A 13871-nucleotide genomic window follows, 5' to 3' on the forward strand; every position below is an offset into this window, starting at 1 on the left:
CTTTGAGAACTGTTCAGTCAGCATGAAACCGATTCAGCTGCCCCTAGGTGTGCGTCTGCGTGACGACGCCACCTTCATCAACTACTACCCAGGCGCCAATGCCGCTGCACTCGGCTATGTCGAGCGTCTGTGCGAAGCCGACGCCGGGTGGACAGAAAGCCTGATCTACCTGTGGGGCAAACACGGCGTCGGGCGCACGCATCTGTTGCAGGCAGCGTGCCTGCGCTTCGAGCAGATGGGCGAGCCGGCGGTGTATTTGCCGCTGGCCGAGTTGATGGACCGCGGCGTCGACATCCTCGACAACCTCGAACAATACGAACTGGTCTGTCTCGACGACTTGCAGGTGATTGCCGGCAAGGCGGATTGGGAAGAGGCGATGTTTCACCTGTTCAATCGTCTGCGTGACAGCGGTCGGCGCCTGCTGATCGCCGCCTCCACTTCGCCGCGCGAATTGCCGGTGAAACTGGCTGACCTGAAATCACGTCTGACTCTGGCGCTGATCTTCCAGATGCGCCCGCTTTCCGATGAAGATAAATTGCGTGCGCTGCAATTGCGCGCCTCGCGTCGCGGTCTGCACCTGACCGATGAGGTCGGGCACTTCATTCTCACTCGCGGTACGCGCAGCATGAGTGCGCTGTTCGATTTGCTGGAACAGCTCGATCAGGCTTCGTTGCAGGCGCAACGCAAGCTGACCATTCCTTTCCTCAAAGAGACGCTGGGCTGGTAATGGTGGGCTTTTGCCAGCTTTCAGGCGTCAGAAAATCCACTTGAGCAGTGTGGTCCGGGTGACGCACTTAGATGTAAACGCGAAACCGGGAAGTCACATAAAGTTCGATTGAATTTGCAAATGGGTTCGATAGCGGGCATAGTCTCGGCTTCTTTACAACTACCAGCCACGGTCGTGCCCATGCTAAAGCGCTTCGCACCCCTCGTGCCTCTCGCACTCGTTACCCTGTTATTCGGTTGTGCTGCTCATTCTCCGGTTCAAGAGCCGCCGCAACAGGTCAAGAATTCTGCTACTGCCCAGTCTTCCGTTATTTACCAGGAAGAGCTGGATACCGAAAAAGAACTCAACCAGTTCAACGGCAGCAAGCCTTATCAGCTTCCTGTCCTGGCTGACAGCATCCTCGAGCGCGGCATGTCCCTGATCGGTACCCGTTACCGTTTCGGCGGTACCTCTGAGGCCGGTTTCGATTGCAGCGGTTTCATCGGTTACCTCTTCCGCGAAGAGGCGGGCATGAACCTGCCGCGCTCCACCCGCGAAATGATCAACGTTGATGCGCCGTTGGTTTCGCGCAGTAACCTTGAGCCGGGCGATCTGCTGTTCTTCGCCACCAACGGTCGTCGCGGTCGTGTAAGCCACGCCGGAATCTATCTGGGTGACAATCAGTTCATTCACTCCAGCAGTCGTCGCAGCGGCGGTGTTCGCATCGACAGCCTGGGTGATAGTTACTGGAGCAAGACCTTCATCGAAGCCAAGCGTGCACTCGCCATGGCGCCGACCGTGGTCACCGCTCGCAAGTAATCCCGATGTCGCTGCGTTCGCGGCGACAAAACGGCACGGCAACGGAGTAGACCTAAACTTTACAAGGTGAAGTTAAAGTCTTACTTGAAGTTTGCCGCGTAGCCGCTAGAATCCTGAATCTATATTGATGGCAAACCGCCTGCGTGATGACGCAGGCGGTTTTGTTTCTGTCCATTCGGCAGAAAAAGCCGCAGCCAGATCAGGATGTTCTGCTTATGACGATGTCGGCCCGCCTCACCTTGATCCTTTGCGCCGCGCTGCTCAGCGCCTGCGCCAGTCGCACGCCGCCGCCAGCCCCCGTGGTTCGCGCGCCGATCGTGTTCGCTCCCTCCCAAAATTTTTCCCCTGTTGCTGAAGACGTGTTGTTCCGCGCCCTTGGCCTGGTCGGTACGCCGTATCGCTGGGGCGGCAATACGCCGGATTCCGGCTTCGATTGCAGCGGCCTGATCGGTTTCGTCTACCGCGATGCGGCAGGGATCTCCCTGCCACGTTCGACCCGCGAAATGATCGTCATGCAGGCGCCGAATGTCGGCAAGGAAGGCTTGCAGACCGGCGACCTGATCTTCTTCGCCACAAACGGCGGCTCGCAAGTCAGTCATGCAGGGATTTACGTGGGTGAGGGGCGTTTCGTGCATGCACCGGCAACGGGCGGTACGGTCAAACTCGACAGCCTGTCGAAGGCTTACTGGCAGAAGGCGTATCTGAGCGCCAAGCGGGTGTTGCAGCCGGGGCAGTTGGCGCATAACCCGTAAATCAAACCTGAGAAACCAAAGTGTGCGGGCTGCTCGCGAATGCAGTGTGTCATTCAATAAAATATTGACTGATCTGCCGCTTTCGCGAGCAACCCCGCTCCCACATTTTTGGATCAGGTAAAGGTCGGAGTTATTTGCTGGCCGTCACTCGCCACACTTTGTTCCCGACATCATCTGCCACCAGCAAGCCACCTTGCTGATCGATCACCACGCCCACCGGGCGGCCCAGCGCGTTCTCGTCCTTGTCGAGGAAACCGGTCAGCACATCCACCGGTTGACCAGTCGGTTTGCCACCACTGAACGGCACGAAAATTACCTTGTAGCCACTGTGCGGTTTGCGGTTCCAGGAGCCGTGCTGACCAATGAACGCGCCTTCCTTGAATTGCGCCGGCAAGCGGTTGCCTTCGGCGAAGGTCAGGCCCAGCGAAGCCGTGTGCGGGCCGACGGCGTAGTCTGGAGCGATGGCCTTGGCCACCAGGTCGAGGTTTTGCGGTTTGACCCGCACGTCGACGTGTTGCCCGTAATAGCTGAACGGCCAGCCATAGAAACCGCCGTCCTTAACTGAAGTGATGTAATCCGGCACCAGGTCGCTGCCGATTTCGTCACGCTCGTTGACTGCCGTCCACAGCGCGCCGCTGGTCGGCTCCCAGGCGAGGCCGTTGGGGTTGCGGATGCCTGAGGCGAAGATCCGGTGATTGCCGGTGGCGCGATCGACTTCCCAGATCGCTGCGCGGCCTTCTTCCTGATCCAGACCGTTTTCGCCGACGTTACTGTTCGAGCCGACGGTGACGTAGAGCTTGCTGCCGTCCTTGCTGGCGATGACGTTCTTGGTCCAATGGTGATTCAACGTGCCGCCGGGCAGGTCGACGACTTTGATCGGTTGGGTCTTGATCTCGGTGGCGCCCGGCTCGTAGTTGAAGCGCAGCAGGCGATCGGTGTCGGCCACGTACAAGTCGTTTCCGACCAGTGTCATGCCAAATGGCGAATTGAGATTCTGCAGGAACACCGTGCGGGTTTCTGCGACGCCATCGTGGTCGGCATCACGCAACAGGGTGATGCGGTTCGGGCTCGGCACGCCAGCGCCGGCCTTGCCCATGACTTTTTTCATCACCCAGCCGCGAATGCCTTTGCTGTCATCGGGCTTGGGCGGCGCGTTGGTTTCCGCCACCAGCACATCGCCGTTGGGCAGCACGTAGAGCCAGCGCGGGTGATCGAGGCCTTCGGCAAATGCGGCGACCTGGGTGCCGGCCACAGCAGTCGGTTTTGCACCCTCCGACCAGCCCACTGCGGGGGCGATGTTCACTGTCGGGATCAGCGTCTTGTTCGGTTCGGGCAGCTTCGGTGACGGGCCGGTGCCGTCGGAGACTTGCAGGCTGGAGGTTTCACCGCAGGCGGCGAGCCCGCCAGCGACGGCGATGATAAGAGCGAGTTGGGCCTTGCGCATTGCTGATCTTCCCTATGAATGCATTCCTAATCATAGAGGAGGGCGCAGGCCCGATGGTTCAACTGCTCAACCGCGGGCTTCTTTGAGCAATACGGCGATGCCGGGGTGATAGTTGCCTGCGTCGTTGTGCAATTTGCGATAGGCATAGGGGAAATACCAGGCCACCGCGCAGGTGTGCTCTTTTTGCAGGTCGTCGACCATGTCCTGCAGTTCTTCGGGGCTGGCGCTGTGCTGGGCTTTTTGCGGGGCAACGAACAGGCAGCCGAGCTTGAGATCACTGGCGTAGCTGATGCGCTTGGCATCAACGGTGATGTCGAGCAGGGCCTGGGTCAGGTTGAGGTTGTTGACCCGTGGCCAGCGTTGCGTGGCCTGAATGAACGCGCGATCTTCGGCGCCGGCTATAAGCAGGTCAGCGCGTGCGTTACGCTCGCCTTCTTCGTTCTGTTTGCGCGTGGCCGTGTCGCTCAGGGTCACCATTTCGGCCAGCCATGCTGCTGCCGAGAGCAAACCGAGGTTGGCTTTTTCGTCGTGCCAGTACGGCGTGTCGTTGTCGCCGCGCACGCTGTTGTAGCGATCGATACAGTCAAACCAGCGTTCCAGCACCGGGCGCAGAAATTCCAGGCGCGGGTTGCTGATGATCATGCCTTGCATCGTCGTCATCCTTATTATTGTGATGGGCTTTTCGAGAAAAGCATGGCTCTTTGATATCATTTGTCACAGTCTGGCACAAGATTGCCGCTGCACAATTGATCAGCGGCGGTTATTCGCTCGCAAAGCGCCTCTTCAATTGACGCTCCACCCCCAACCCTCTAACCTTCGCCGCTTGTTTCAGGTGCTCTGTGGCCCCGCGTCGACAGAGTGAAACAGGGAAGCCGGTGAGGATGGTCTTCAAGCGAAGCCACGACGATCCCGGCGCTGCCCCCGCAACGGTAAATGAGTGAAAACTGCGCCTTGAGCCACTGCCTCGAAAGAAGCGGGAAGGCGCGCAGCCCGGCGAAACGCCGCTCATGAGCCCGGAGACCGGCCTGATCCATCTCAGCGGCATCACGGTGGGCGATGCCAGGCTTCTTGCCGTCTATTCTTGTGCCTGCCCGCCGTTATCCAGCCTCAACGGAGAGCTCCCCAATGAACGATTCCCCCGAGCGCGACGAACGCCATCTGGCGCGCATGCAGCGCAAGAAAGCCGTGATCGACGAACGCATCGCCAATTCGCCCGACGAATGTGGCTTGGTACTGGTGCTGACCGGCAATGGCAAAGGCAAGAGCAGCTCGGCGTTCGGCATGCTCGCCCGCGCCATGGGCCACGGCATGCAATGCGGTGTGGTGCAGTTCATCAAGGGCCGCAACAGCACCGGCGAAGAATTGTTCTTCCGCCGCTTCCCCGAGCAGGTGCGTTTCCACGTCATGGGCGAAGGCTTCACCTGGGAAACCCAGGATCGTCAGCGCGACATCGCCGCTGCGACCGCGGCTTGGGAAGTCTCCCGCGAATTGTTGCGCGACCCGGCGATCGGTCTGGTGGTGCTCGATGAGTTGAACATCGCGCTCAAGCATGGCTACCTCGATCTGGATCAGGTGCTCAGTGATCTGCAGGCACGTCCGCCGATGCAGCATGTGGTCGTCACCGGTCGCGGCGCCAAGCCGGAAATGATCGAGATGGGCGACACGGTCACCGAGATGGGCATGCTCAAACACGCCTTCCAGGCCGGCATCAAAGCGCAGAAAGGCGTCGAACTTTGAAGCAACCACGTCACTGCCCGGCGGTGCTGATCGCCGCGCCGGCCTCCGGTCAGGGCAAGACCACCGTCACCGCCGCGCTCGCTCGTTTGCATCGCAACCAGGGACGCAAGGTCCGCGTGTTCAAATGCGGCCCGGACTTTCTCGACCCGATGATCCTCGAGCGCGCCAGCGGTGCGCCGGTATATCAATTGGACATGTGGATGGTCGGCGAGCAGGAAAGTCGCCGGTTGTTGTGGGAAGCTGCGGCCGAGGCGGACCTGATTCTGATCGAGGGCGTGATGGGCTTGTTCGACGGCACGCCGTCCAGCGCTGACCTGGCGCGTCATTTCGGTGTGCCGGTGCTCGGGGTGATCGACGGCACTGCGATGGCGCAGACCTTCGGCGCCTTGGCGCTGGGCCTGGCGAAGTATCAGCCGGACTTGCCGTTCGCTGGCGTGCTGGCCAACCGCGTCGGCACCTTGCGCCACGCGCAATTGCTCGAAGGCAGCCTCACCGAAGGACTGCGCTGGTACGGCGCGCTGTCTCGCGAGACTGGCATCGAGTTGCCGAGCCGCCACCTCGGCCTGGTCCAGGCCGGCGAATTGAATGACCTTGATGTACGCCTCGATGCGGCCGCCGATGCGCTGGCCAGCAGCTGCCAGGTCGCGCTGCCACCGGCCGTGGAATTCGCTGCGCCTGACGTCATCGCCGCCGAGCCTCTATTAAGGGGTGTGCGCATCGCCGTGGCTCGTGATGAAGCGTTTGCCTTTACCTATGGCGCGAGCCTCGATCTGCTGCGGGCGATGGGCGCCGAGCTGCATTTCTTCTCGCCAATCCGCGACACGCAATTGCCCGACGCAGACAGCCTCTATTTGCCGGGCGGTTATCCGGAGCTGCATCACGTCGCGCTGGCGCAAAACACCTCGATGCTTGCAGCGATCCGCGCGCACCATGCGGCGGGCAAGCCGTTGCTCGCCGAATGTGGCGGAATGCTTTATCTGCTTGATTCGTTGACTGATGTCGAAGGCACCCGTGCTGAACTGGTTGGTTTGCTCAAGGGCGATGCGGTGATGCAGAAGCGTCTTGCGGCGCTGGCGTTGCAGGCGGTCGAGTTGCCGGAAGGTTCTTTGCGAGGGCATACGTATCATCATTCGCTGACCACCACTGAGCTGGCGCCGATTGCCCGGGGCTTGAGCCCGAATGGCGGGCGTGGCGCTGAGGCGGTTTATCGTGAGGGGCGGATGACGGCTTCTTATGTGCACTTTTATTTCCCGTCGAATCCGACCGCGATTGCTGCGTTGTTTGCGCCCGACCGTGAGGCCGTCTTCGCGAGCCAGCTCGCTCCCACATTGAATGGTGAGCTTCCTGAAGAAATGAGATCCCCTGTGGGAGCGAGCCTGCTCGCGAAGAGGCCATGACCGACAACACATTCTCCGAAGCTGAACGCGCAGCGGTCTACAAGGCCATCGCCGAACGCCGCGACATGCGCCACTTCACCGGTGGCAGCGTTGAACCGCAGCTGCTGCGACGTTTATTGGAAGCCGCTCATCAAGCTCCAAGCGTCGGTCTGATGCAGCCCTGGCGCTTCATCCGCATCAGCGACCGCAGCCTGCGCGGGCAGATCCGCGATCTGGTCGAGGAAGAACGCGTGCGCACCGCCGAAGCTCTCGGCGAGCGCAGCGATGAGTTCATGCAACTCAAGGTCGAAGGCATCAACGATTGCGCTGAAGTATTGGTCGCGGCGCTGATGGACGACCGCGAAAAGCACATCTTCGGCCGGCGCACGTTGCCGGAAATGGACATGGCCTCGTTGTCCTGCGCGATCCAGAATCTATGGCTGGCCTCCCGTGCCGAAGGCCTGGGCATGGGCTGGGTCTCGCTGTTCGAACCGCAAGCCTTGGCGGATTTGCTCAAGCTGCCGGCCGGTGCCAAGCCGCTGGCGGTGTTGTGTCTGGGCCCGGTCAAGGAATTCTATCCGGCGCCGATGCTGGTGCTTGAAGGCTGGGCGCAGGCGCGGCCGCTGAACGAGTTGCTGTACGAAAATTATTGGGGAGTGAGTCAATGAGTGTGGCGTTGCTGAGTGTCGCCGCGGTAGCGCTGGATGCGCTGCTAGGTGAACCGAAACGCTGGCATCCGCTGGTGGCGTTCGGCAATTTCGCCGGGCGCATCGAGCAACGCTTCAACGCCGGCGGTCGTGGCTGGCGCAGCCATGGCGTGACGGCGTGGGTACTCGCGGTGCTCCCCCTGACCTTGCTCGCCACGGCATTTTCCTGGGCGCCTTACGTGGGCTGGATTGTCGAAATTCTCGCGCTGTACTGCGCCCTCGGCATGCGCAGCCTCGGCGAACATGTCGCGCCGGTCGCAGCGGCGTTGCGCGCCAATGATCTGGACGAGGCGCGCAAGCGCGTCGGATACCTGGTCAGCCGCCAGACCGATGAACTCGACGGCAACGCCGTTGCCCGCGCCGCCACGGAGTCGGTGCTGGAGAACGGCAGCGATGCGGTGTTCGCCGCGCTGTTCTGGTTTGTCGTCGCCGGAGCACCGGGCGTGGTGCTCTATCGACTGAGCAATACCCTCGATGCGATGTGGGGTTATCGCAACGAACGCTTCGAACGTTTCGGCTGGGCGGCAGCGAAAATCGACGACTTGCTCAATTACATTCCTGCGCGTCTGGTGGCGTTGACCTACGCGCTACTGGGCAAAACCCGACTCGCACTGAGGTGCTGGCGTACCCAGGCGCCAAAATGGGACAGCCCCAACGCCGGCCCAGTGATGGCGGCGGGTGCCGGCGCGCTGGGCGTCGAGTTGGGCGGCCCGGCGATCTATCACGGCGAACTGCACGAGCGCCCGCAACTGGGCGAAGGTGCGCCGGCCGATGCCGATTCCATCGACCGTGGCTGGCAATTGGTCCAGCGCGGCGTATGGTTGTGGCTGCTGATGCTTTGCCTGGGGGCGCAATTTTATGCTTGAGCACGGTGGCCGGTTGCGCAAGGCTGCACTCGATTACGGGATCGTCGAGGCCGACTGGCTCGACCTGTCCAGCGGCCTCGCGCCGTGGCCGTTCCCGATCCCCGAGATCCCGCTGCGCGCCTGGGCACGCCTGCCGGAAACCGACGACGGACTGGAGCAGGCTGCCTGCGACTACTACGGCGCGGCGCAGGTGTTGCCGGTGGCCGGCTCGCAAATGGCCATCCAGCTGCTGCCGCGCCTGCGCCGGGCCGGCAAGGTTGGCGTATTGTCGCCGTGCTATGCCGAGCACGCCGAAGCCTGGCGGCGCAGCGGTTATATCGTCCGGGAAGTGCTCGAGCAGGAAGTCGAGTTCTTTCTCGACAGCCTCGATGTGCTGGTGGTGGTCAACCCGAACAATCCGACCGGCCTGAGCCTGACCCCGGCGCGCCTGCTCGACTGGCATGCGCGGTTGGCGCAACGCGGTGGCTGGCTGGTGGTCGACGAAGCGTTTATGGACAACACGCCGCAACTGAGTTTGGCGCCCTATGCGCATCAGGTCGGGTTGGTGGTGTTGCGTTCGTTCGGCAAGTTTTTCGGTCTGGCCGGGGTGCGCCTCGGCTTTGTGCTGGCCGAGCGCAAGTTGCTCAAACTGCTCGCCGAACAGGTCGGGCCGTGGGCCGTGAGCGGGCCGACGCGGGTGCTCGGTACGGCGTGCCTGCAAGACACCGAGGGTCATACCCGTCAGCGGATTCGCAGCGATGAAGCGAGCGAACGGCTGGCGGCGCTGCTGACCCGTTGCGGCTTCGCCCCGCAGGGTGGCTGCGCGCTGTTTCAGTGGCTGATCACCGAGCGCGCCGAAGCGCTGCACGAGTTCCTCGCCCGGCGCGGCATCCTCCTGCGCCTCTTCATTCACAACAGCAGTGTGCGTTTCGGCCTGCCTGCCGATGCCACGCAAGAGCTGCGCCTCGAACAGGCGTTGCAAGCGTTCGCCAAGGACAATTCATGACCACTCTGATGGTGCAAGGCACCACGTCCGATGCCGGCAAGAGCACGCTGGTCACGGCGTTGTGCCGCTGGGCCACTCGCCAAGGCGTGGCGGTGGTGCCGTTCAAACCGCAGAACATGGCGCTCAACAGCGCAGTGACCGCTGACGGCGGCGAGATCGGTCGCGCTCAAGCGGTGCAGGCGCAGGCGGCCGGCCTTGAACCGCACACTGACATGAACCCGGTGCTGCTAAAGCCCAACAGTGACACCGGCGCGCAAGTGATCATTCATGGCCGCGCGGTGACGACGATGAATGCCGTCGCTTATCACGATTACAAGGCCATCGCGATGCAAGCGGTGCTCGCTTCCCATGCGCGGCTCAGCGCGGCGTATCCGCTGGTGATAGTCGAAGGCGCCGGTTCGCCGGCGGAGATCAATCTGCGCGCCGGCGACATTGCCAACATGGGCTTTGCCGAGGCGGTCGATTGCCCGGTGCTACTGATCGCTGACATCAATCGCGGTGGGGTGTTTGCCCATTTGGTCGGCACGCTGGAACTGCTTTCACCGAGCGAACAGGCGCGGGTCAAAGGCTTCATCATCAACCGTTTTCGCGGCGATATCGCTTTGCTGCAACCGGGCCTCGACTGGCTGGAACAGCGCACCGGCAAACCGGTGGTGGGCGTGTTGCCCTACGTGATGGATCTGCACCTTGAGGCCGAGGACGGCATCGACCAACGCCAGACCGACAAGGCCGAGCGAGTGTTGAAAGTGGTGGTGCCGGTGCTGCCGCGCATCAGCAATCACACCGACTTCGACCCGCTGCGTCTGCATCCGCAGGTCGATCTGCAATTCGTCGGCCCGGGGCAGGCGATTCCTGCCGCCGATCTGATCATCCTGCCGGGCTCGAAAAGCGTGCGCAGTGATCTGGCTTATCTGCGCACCAATGGCTGGGACGCGGCAATCAATCGGCATCTGCGTTACGGCGGCAAGGTGCTGGGGATTTGCGGCGGTCTGCAGATGCTTGGTGAGCACGTGCATGATCCGCTCGGCCTCGAAGGCGCTGCAGGCTCCAGCGCCGGTCTGGGTCTGCTGGCGTTCGAAACGCAACTCGAAGCCGAGAAGCAACTGCGCAACGTGCACGGGCGGCTGGCGTTGGAAAACGCCGCAGTCAGCGGTTATGAAATTCATGCCGGGGTGACCACCGGACCGGCGCTGGAAAACGCGGCCGTGCAACTGGACGACGGACGTTGCGATGGCGCGCAGAGTGCTGATGGCCAGGTGTTCGGTACCTATCTGCATGGTTTGTTCGAATCCCCCGAGGCGAGTGCGGCGTTGTTGCGCTGGGCCGGGTTGAGCGACGTGCAGGAGGTCGATTACCACGGCTTGCGCGAGCGCGATATCGAGCGGCTGGCGGATCTGGTGGAGAAGCATCTGGATACCGGGCTGTTGCGTCAGCTCTGCGGGATTTGAGTTGTCTGGGCTGGCCCTTTCGCGAGCAGGCTCGCTCCCACAGGAAAATGCGATCAACTGTGGGAGCGGGCTTGCCCGCGAAGGGGCCGGTTGCCTCACCACACATTTTTGGATGAACCCATGCTCCAACTGATCCTCGGCGGCGCCCGCTCCGGCAAGAGTCGTCTGGCGGAAAAACTCGCCAGTGACAGCCATCTGGCGGTCACCTACATCGCCACCAGCCAACCGCTCGACGGCGAAATGAACCAACGCGTCGCCCATCACCGCGCACGCCGCCCGGCCGACTGGGCATTGATTGAAGAGCCACTGGAACTGGCCCGCGTGCTGCGCGAATCCGCTGGCGCCGAGTGCTGCGTGCTGGTCGATTGCCTGACGCTGTGGCTGACCAATCTGCTGATGCTCGACGACGCCGAACGTCTCGCCGCCGAGCGTGAAGCCTTGATTGACTGCCTGGCCGCGCTGCCAGGCGAGATCATTTTCGTCAGCAACGAGACCGGAATGGGGGTCGTGCCGCTGGGCGAACTGACTCGTCGTTATGTCGATGAAGCCGGTTGGCTGCACCAAGCTCTGGCCGAGCGCTGTCAGCGAGTTGTGCTGACCGTCGCCGGCCTGCCCCTGACTTTGAAAGGACCTGCGTTATGAGCCCGACCTGGTGGCTGAACCCATGCAAATCCGTGAATGCCGAGATCGTTGCGCAAGCGACCGAGCGCCAGCAGCAATTGACCAAACCGGCCGGTTCGCTGGGACGCCTTGAATCGGTGGCCGTGCAACTGGCCGGCTTGCAAGGTCAGCCCAAGCCAACGCTGGAGCACATCTGGATCGCGATTTTCGCTGGCGATCACGGCGTGGTGTCGGAGGGGGTTTCGGCTTATCCGCAGGAAGTCACCGGACAGATGCTGCTCAATTTCGTCAGCGGCGGCGCGGCGATCAGCGTGCTGGCGCGTCAACTCGGCGCGCAACTGGAAGTGGTCGATCTGGGCACAGTGAATCCAGCGCTGAATCTGCCCGGCGTGCGGCACATGAACATTGGCCCGGGAACGGCGAATTTCGTTCAGGGCTCAGCGATGAATCCGGCCCAGGGCGAATTGGCCTTGCAGGCGGGCCGCGACAGCGTGTTACGCGCCAAGGCTGCCGGTGCGCAGTTGTTCATCGGCGGCGAAATGGGCATCGGCAACACTACCGCCGCCAGTGCGCTGGCCTGCGCGTTGCTCGATTGCCCGGTGGCGCACCTCACCGGCCCGGGCACTGGGCTGAATGCCGCTGGCGTCAGTCGCAAGGCGCAAGTGATCGAACGCGCGCTGGCGTTGCATGGTGCGCAGCGTGGCGATGCCTTGCAGACGCTGTTCAACCTCGGCGGTTTCGAGATTGCCGCGTTGGTCGGCGCTTATCTGGCCTGCGCGCAGGAAGGCATTGCGGTACTGGTCGACGGTTTCATCTGCACGGTCGCGGCGCTGGTCGCGGTGCGCCTGAATCCGGCCTGTAGCCAGTGGCTGTTGTTCGGCCATCGCGGCGCCGAGCCGGGCCATCGCCATGTGCTGGAAACGCTCAGCGCTGAACCGTTGCTGGACCTCGGCCTGCGCTTGGGCGAGGGCAGTGGCGCGGCGTTGGCAGTGCCGTTGTTGCGCCTGGCTTGTGACCTGCACGGGCAGATGGCGACGTTCGCTGAAGCGGCCGTAGCGGATCGCCCGGCATGAGCCTGCGCCTGGATCTGCTGCGCCACGGTGAAACGGAACTGGGCGGCGGCCTGCGCGGCAGCCTCGACGACGCGCTGACCGAAAACGGCTGGGCGCAGATGCGTGCAGCGGTGGTTGAAGGCGGGCCGTGGGATCGCATTGTCAGCTCGCCATTGCAGCGTTGCGCGCGCTTCGCCGCCGAACTCGGTGAGCGATTGAACCTGTCGGTGCATCTGGACAAAGATCTGCAAGAGCTGCATTTCGGCGCGTGGGAAGGGCAGAGCGCGGCGGCGTTGATGGAAACGGATGCCGAAGCGCTGGGGCTGTTCTGGGCTGATCCCTATGGATTTACGCCACCGCAGGGTGAGCCGGTCAGCGAGTTTTCCACGCGGGTCCTGGCGGCGGTGTCGCGTCTGCACGCGGTCTACTCCGGTGAGCGGATTCTGCTGGTCAGCCACGGCGGCGTGATGCGCTTGTTGCTCACGCAGGCGCGAGGGCTGCCGCGCGAGCAGCTGCTCAATGTCGAAGTCGGCCACGGCGCACTGTTCGCACTGACCGTCGCGGCTGACGGCATGCTCAAGGAAGGTTACTGACATGTTGCCGCTGTGGATCGCCTTGCAGTTTCTCAGCAGCCTGCCGATTCGCCTGCCGGGCATGCCCGAACCGCAACAGCTGGGGCGGTCGTTGCTGTTTTATCCGCTGGTGGGGTTGTTGTTCGGGCTGGTCCTCTATGCGATGCATCTGTTGTTATTCGGCGCTCCGTTGTTGCTGCATGCGGCACTGTTATTGACTGTGTGGGTATGGCTCAGCGGCGCATTGCATCTCGATGGCCTGGCGGATAGCGCCGATGCCTGGCTCGGCGGCTTCGGTGATCGCGAGCGCACGCTGACGATCATGAAGGATCCACGCAGCGGGCCGATTGCGGTGGTCACGCTGGTGCTGGTGTTGTTGTTGAAATTCGCCGCACTGCTGGCGCTGATCGAACAAGGGCATACCTTGGCGCTCATCATCGTGCCGGTGCTTGGGCGAGCGGGGCTGTTGGGGTTGTTTCTGACTACGCCGTATGTGCGTGCGGGTGGTTTGGGGCAGGCGCTGGCCGATCATCTGCCGCGTAAAGCGGGGTGGTGGATGCTGGGGTTGAGTGCCTTGGGATGCGCGCTGATCGCCGGCTTCGGCGCGGTGCTGATTTCGCTGGGTGTGTTTGTCTGGCTGCGGCGGATGATGATGCGGCGGTTGGGCGGGGCTACCGGGGACACGGCGGGGGCATTGCTGGAATTGCTGGAGATGGGGGTGTTGGTCGGCCTCGCTTTGGTCTGAAAGATTTGCGCTGATGATGCTGGCCTCTTCGCGAGCAGGCA

The 13871-nt window shown here is 62.5% G+C and carries 15 protein-coding genes and 1 riboswitch; of the genes, 13 read left to right on the forward strand and 2 right to left on the reverse strand.

Features of this window, described 5'->3' with window-relative positions; genetic code table 11:
- The first annotated feature begins 22 nt into the window (after positions 1-22).
- The 3 genes from hda (at position 23) to CXF97_RS12260 (ending at position 2277) form a co-directional block, all read left to right on the forward strand.
- Complete coding sequence (gene hda, locus CXF97_RS12250; RefSeq protein WP_101158704.1) at positions 23-727, forward strand: DnaA regulatory inactivator Hda; 705 nt, start codon at positions 23-25, stop codon at positions 725-727.
- Between the two features lie 180 nt (positions 728-907).
- Positions 908-1525: a C40 family peptidase gene (locus CXF97_RS12255; protein ID WP_016773699.1), complete on the forward strand. Its 618-nt coding sequence runs from the start codon at positions 908-910 to the stop codon at positions 1523-1525.
- Between the two features lie 215 nt (positions 1526-1740).
- The gene (locus CXF97_RS12260; RefSeq protein ID WP_101158749.1) at positions 1741-2277 is read left to right on the forward strand and encodes a C40 family peptidase; all 537 of its coding nucleotides are present in this window, start codon (positions 1741-1743) and stop codon (positions 2275-2277) included.
- Positions 2278-2407: 130 nt separating this feature from the next.
- Here CXF97_RS12260 and CXF97_RS12265 read toward each other — a convergent pair whose 3' ends face one another.
- Positions 2408-3721 carry a sorbosone dehydrogenase family protein gene (locus CXF97_RS12265; RefSeq protein ID WP_101158705.1) on the reverse strand — a complete coding sequence of 438 codons (1314 nt, stop codon included), beginning with the start codon at positions 3719-3721 and terminating at the stop codon, positions 2408-2410.
- A 66-nt stretch (positions 3722-3787) separates the two neighbouring features.
- The gene (locus CXF97_RS12270) at positions 3788-4372 is read right to left on the reverse strand and encodes a hypothetical protein (protein WP_101158706.1); all 585 of its coding nucleotides are present in this window, start codon (positions 4370-4372) and stop codon (positions 3788-3790) included.
- Between the two features lie 162 nt (positions 4373-4534).
- A riboswitch (cobalamin riboswitch) is annotated at positions 4535-4765 on the forward strand.
- An 81-nt stretch (positions 4766-4846) separates the two neighbouring features.
- Here CXF97_RS12270 and cobO point away from each other — a divergent pair.
- From cobO to CXF97_RS12320, 10 genes are all read left to right on the forward strand, one after another.
- On the forward strand, positions 4847-5458 hold the full coding sequence (cobO, locus tag CXF97_RS12275; protein ID WP_101158707.1) for a cob(I)yrinic acid a,c-diamide adenosyltransferase: 612 nt from the start codon (positions 4847-4849) through the stop codon (positions 5456-5458).
- Entirely contained in the window at positions 5455-6855 is a 1401-nt protein-coding gene (locus CXF97_RS12280) for a cobyrinate a,c-diamide synthase (protein WP_101158708.1), read from the forward strand. Before cobO ends, CXF97_RS12280 begins: the two co-directional genes overlap by 4 nt.
- Entirely contained in the window at positions 6852-7502 is a 651-nt protein-coding gene (gene bluB / locus CXF97_RS12285) for a 5,6-dimethylbenzimidazole synthase (RefSeq protein WP_101158709.1), read from the forward strand. The genes CXF97_RS12280 and bluB overlap by 4 nt, the downstream gene beginning before the upstream one ends.
- Positions 7499-8407 carry an adenosylcobinamide-phosphate synthase CbiB gene (cbiB, locus tag CXF97_RS12290; protein WP_101158710.1) on the forward strand — a complete coding sequence of 303 codons (909 nt, stop codon included), beginning with the start codon at positions 7499-7501 and terminating at the stop codon, positions 8405-8407. Before bluB ends, cbiB begins: the two co-directional genes overlap by 4 nt.
- Positions 8400-9392 (forward strand): threonine-phosphate decarboxylase CobD, encoded by a 993-nt coding sequence (gene cobD / locus CXF97_RS12295; RefSeq protein WP_101158711.1) that lies wholly within the window; start codon positions 8400-8402, stop codon positions 9390-9392. The genes cbiB and cobD overlap by 8 nt, the downstream gene beginning before the upstream one ends.
- Positions 9389-10840, forward strand: a complete 1452-nt coding sequence (locus CXF97_RS12300; protein WP_101158712.1) for a cobyric acid synthase — start codon at positions 9389-9391, stop codon at positions 10838-10840. Before cobD ends, CXF97_RS12300 begins: the two co-directional genes overlap by 4 nt.
- A 120-nt stretch (positions 10841-10960) precedes the next feature.
- The gene (gene cobU / locus CXF97_RS12305; protein ID WP_101158713.1) at positions 10961-11482 is read left to right on the forward strand and encodes a bifunctional adenosylcobinamide kinase/adenosylcobinamide-phosphate guanylyltransferase; all 522 of its coding nucleotides are present in this window, start codon (positions 10961-10963) and stop codon (positions 11480-11482) included.
- Positions 11479-12534 carry a nicotinate-nucleotide--dimethylbenzimidazole phosphoribosyltransferase gene (gene cobT, locus CXF97_RS12310; protein ID WP_101158714.1) on the forward strand — a complete coding sequence of 352 codons (1056 nt, stop codon included), beginning with the start codon at positions 11479-11481 and terminating at the stop codon, positions 12532-12534. The genes cobU and cobT overlap by 4 nt, the downstream gene beginning before the upstream one ends.
- Entirely contained in the window at positions 12531-13106 is a 576-nt protein-coding gene (gene cobC / locus CXF97_RS12315) for an alpha-ribazole phosphatase family protein (RefSeq protein WP_101158715.1), read from the forward strand. The genes cobT and cobC overlap by 4 nt, the downstream gene beginning before the upstream one ends.
- Before the next feature lies 1 nt (position 13107).
- The gene (locus CXF97_RS12320) at positions 13108-13830 is read left to right on the forward strand and encodes an adenosylcobinamide-GDP ribazoletransferase (protein ID WP_101158716.1); all 723 of its coding nucleotides are present in this window, start codon (positions 13108-13110) and stop codon (positions 13828-13830) included.
- Positions 13831-13871 lie beyond the last annotated feature (41 nt).

The organism is Pseudomonas sp. Choline-02u-1 (assembly GCF_002836515.1).
Lineage (GTDB): Bacteria > Pseudomonadota > Gammaproteobacteria > Pseudomonadales > Pseudomonadaceae > Aquipseudomonas.

Bases quoted from the DNA above. Each gene is read 5' to 3' on its own strand.
- cbiB (WP_101158710.1), top strand. From the start codon at position 7,499: ATGAGTGTGGCGTTGCTGAGTGTCGCCGCGGTAGCGCTGGATGCGCTG.
- bluB (WP_101158709.1), top strand. From the start codon at position 6,852: ATGACCGACAACACATTCTCCGAAGCTGAACGCGCAGCGGTCTACAAG.
- cobO (WP_101158707.1), top strand. From the start codon at position 4,847: ATGAACGATTCCCCCGAGCGCGACGAACGCCATCTGGCGCGCATGCAG.
- CXF97_RS12260 (WP_101158749.1), top strand. From the start codon at position 1,741: ATGACGATGTCGGCCCGCCTCACCTTGATCCTTTGCGCCGCGCTGCTC.
- cobD (WP_101158711.1), top strand. From the start codon at position 8,400: ATGCTTGAGCACGGTGGCCGGTTGCGCAAGGCTGCACTCGATTACGGG.
- cobC (WP_101158715.1), top strand. From the start codon at position 12,531: ATGAGCCTGCGCCTGGATCTGCTGCGCCACGGTGAAACGGAACTGGGC.
- CXF97_RS12270 (WP_101158706.1), bottom strand. From the start codon at position 4,372: ATGCAAGGCATGATCATCAGCAACCCGCGCCTGGAATTTCTGCGCCCG.
- cobT (WP_101158714.1), top strand. From the start codon at position 11,479: ATGAGCCCGACCTGGTGGCTGAACCCATGCAAATCCGTGAATGCCGAG.
- CXF97_RS12300 (WP_101158712.1), top strand. From the start codon at position 9,389: ATGACCACTCTGATGGTGCAAGGCACCACGTCCGATGCCGGCAAGAGC.
- CXF97_RS12255 (WP_016773699.1), top strand. From the start codon at position 908: ATGCTAAAGCGCTTCGCACCCCTCGTGCCTCTCGCACTCGTTACCCTG.
- CXF97_RS12265 (WP_101158705.1), bottom strand. From the start codon at position 3,721: ATGCGCAAGGCCCAACTCGCTCTTATCATCGCCGTCGCTGGCGGGCTC.
- cobU (WP_101158713.1), top strand. From the start codon at position 10,961: ATGCTCCAACTGATCCTCGGCGGCGCCCGCTCCGGCAAGAGTCGTCTG.
- CXF97_RS12320 (WP_101158716.1), top strand. From the start codon at position 13,108: ATGTTGCCGCTGTGGATCGCCTTGCAGTTTCTCAGCAGCCTGCCGATT.
- hda (WP_101158704.1), top strand. From the start codon at position 23: ATGAAACCGATTCAGCTGCCCCTAGGTGTGCGTCTGCGTGACGACGCC.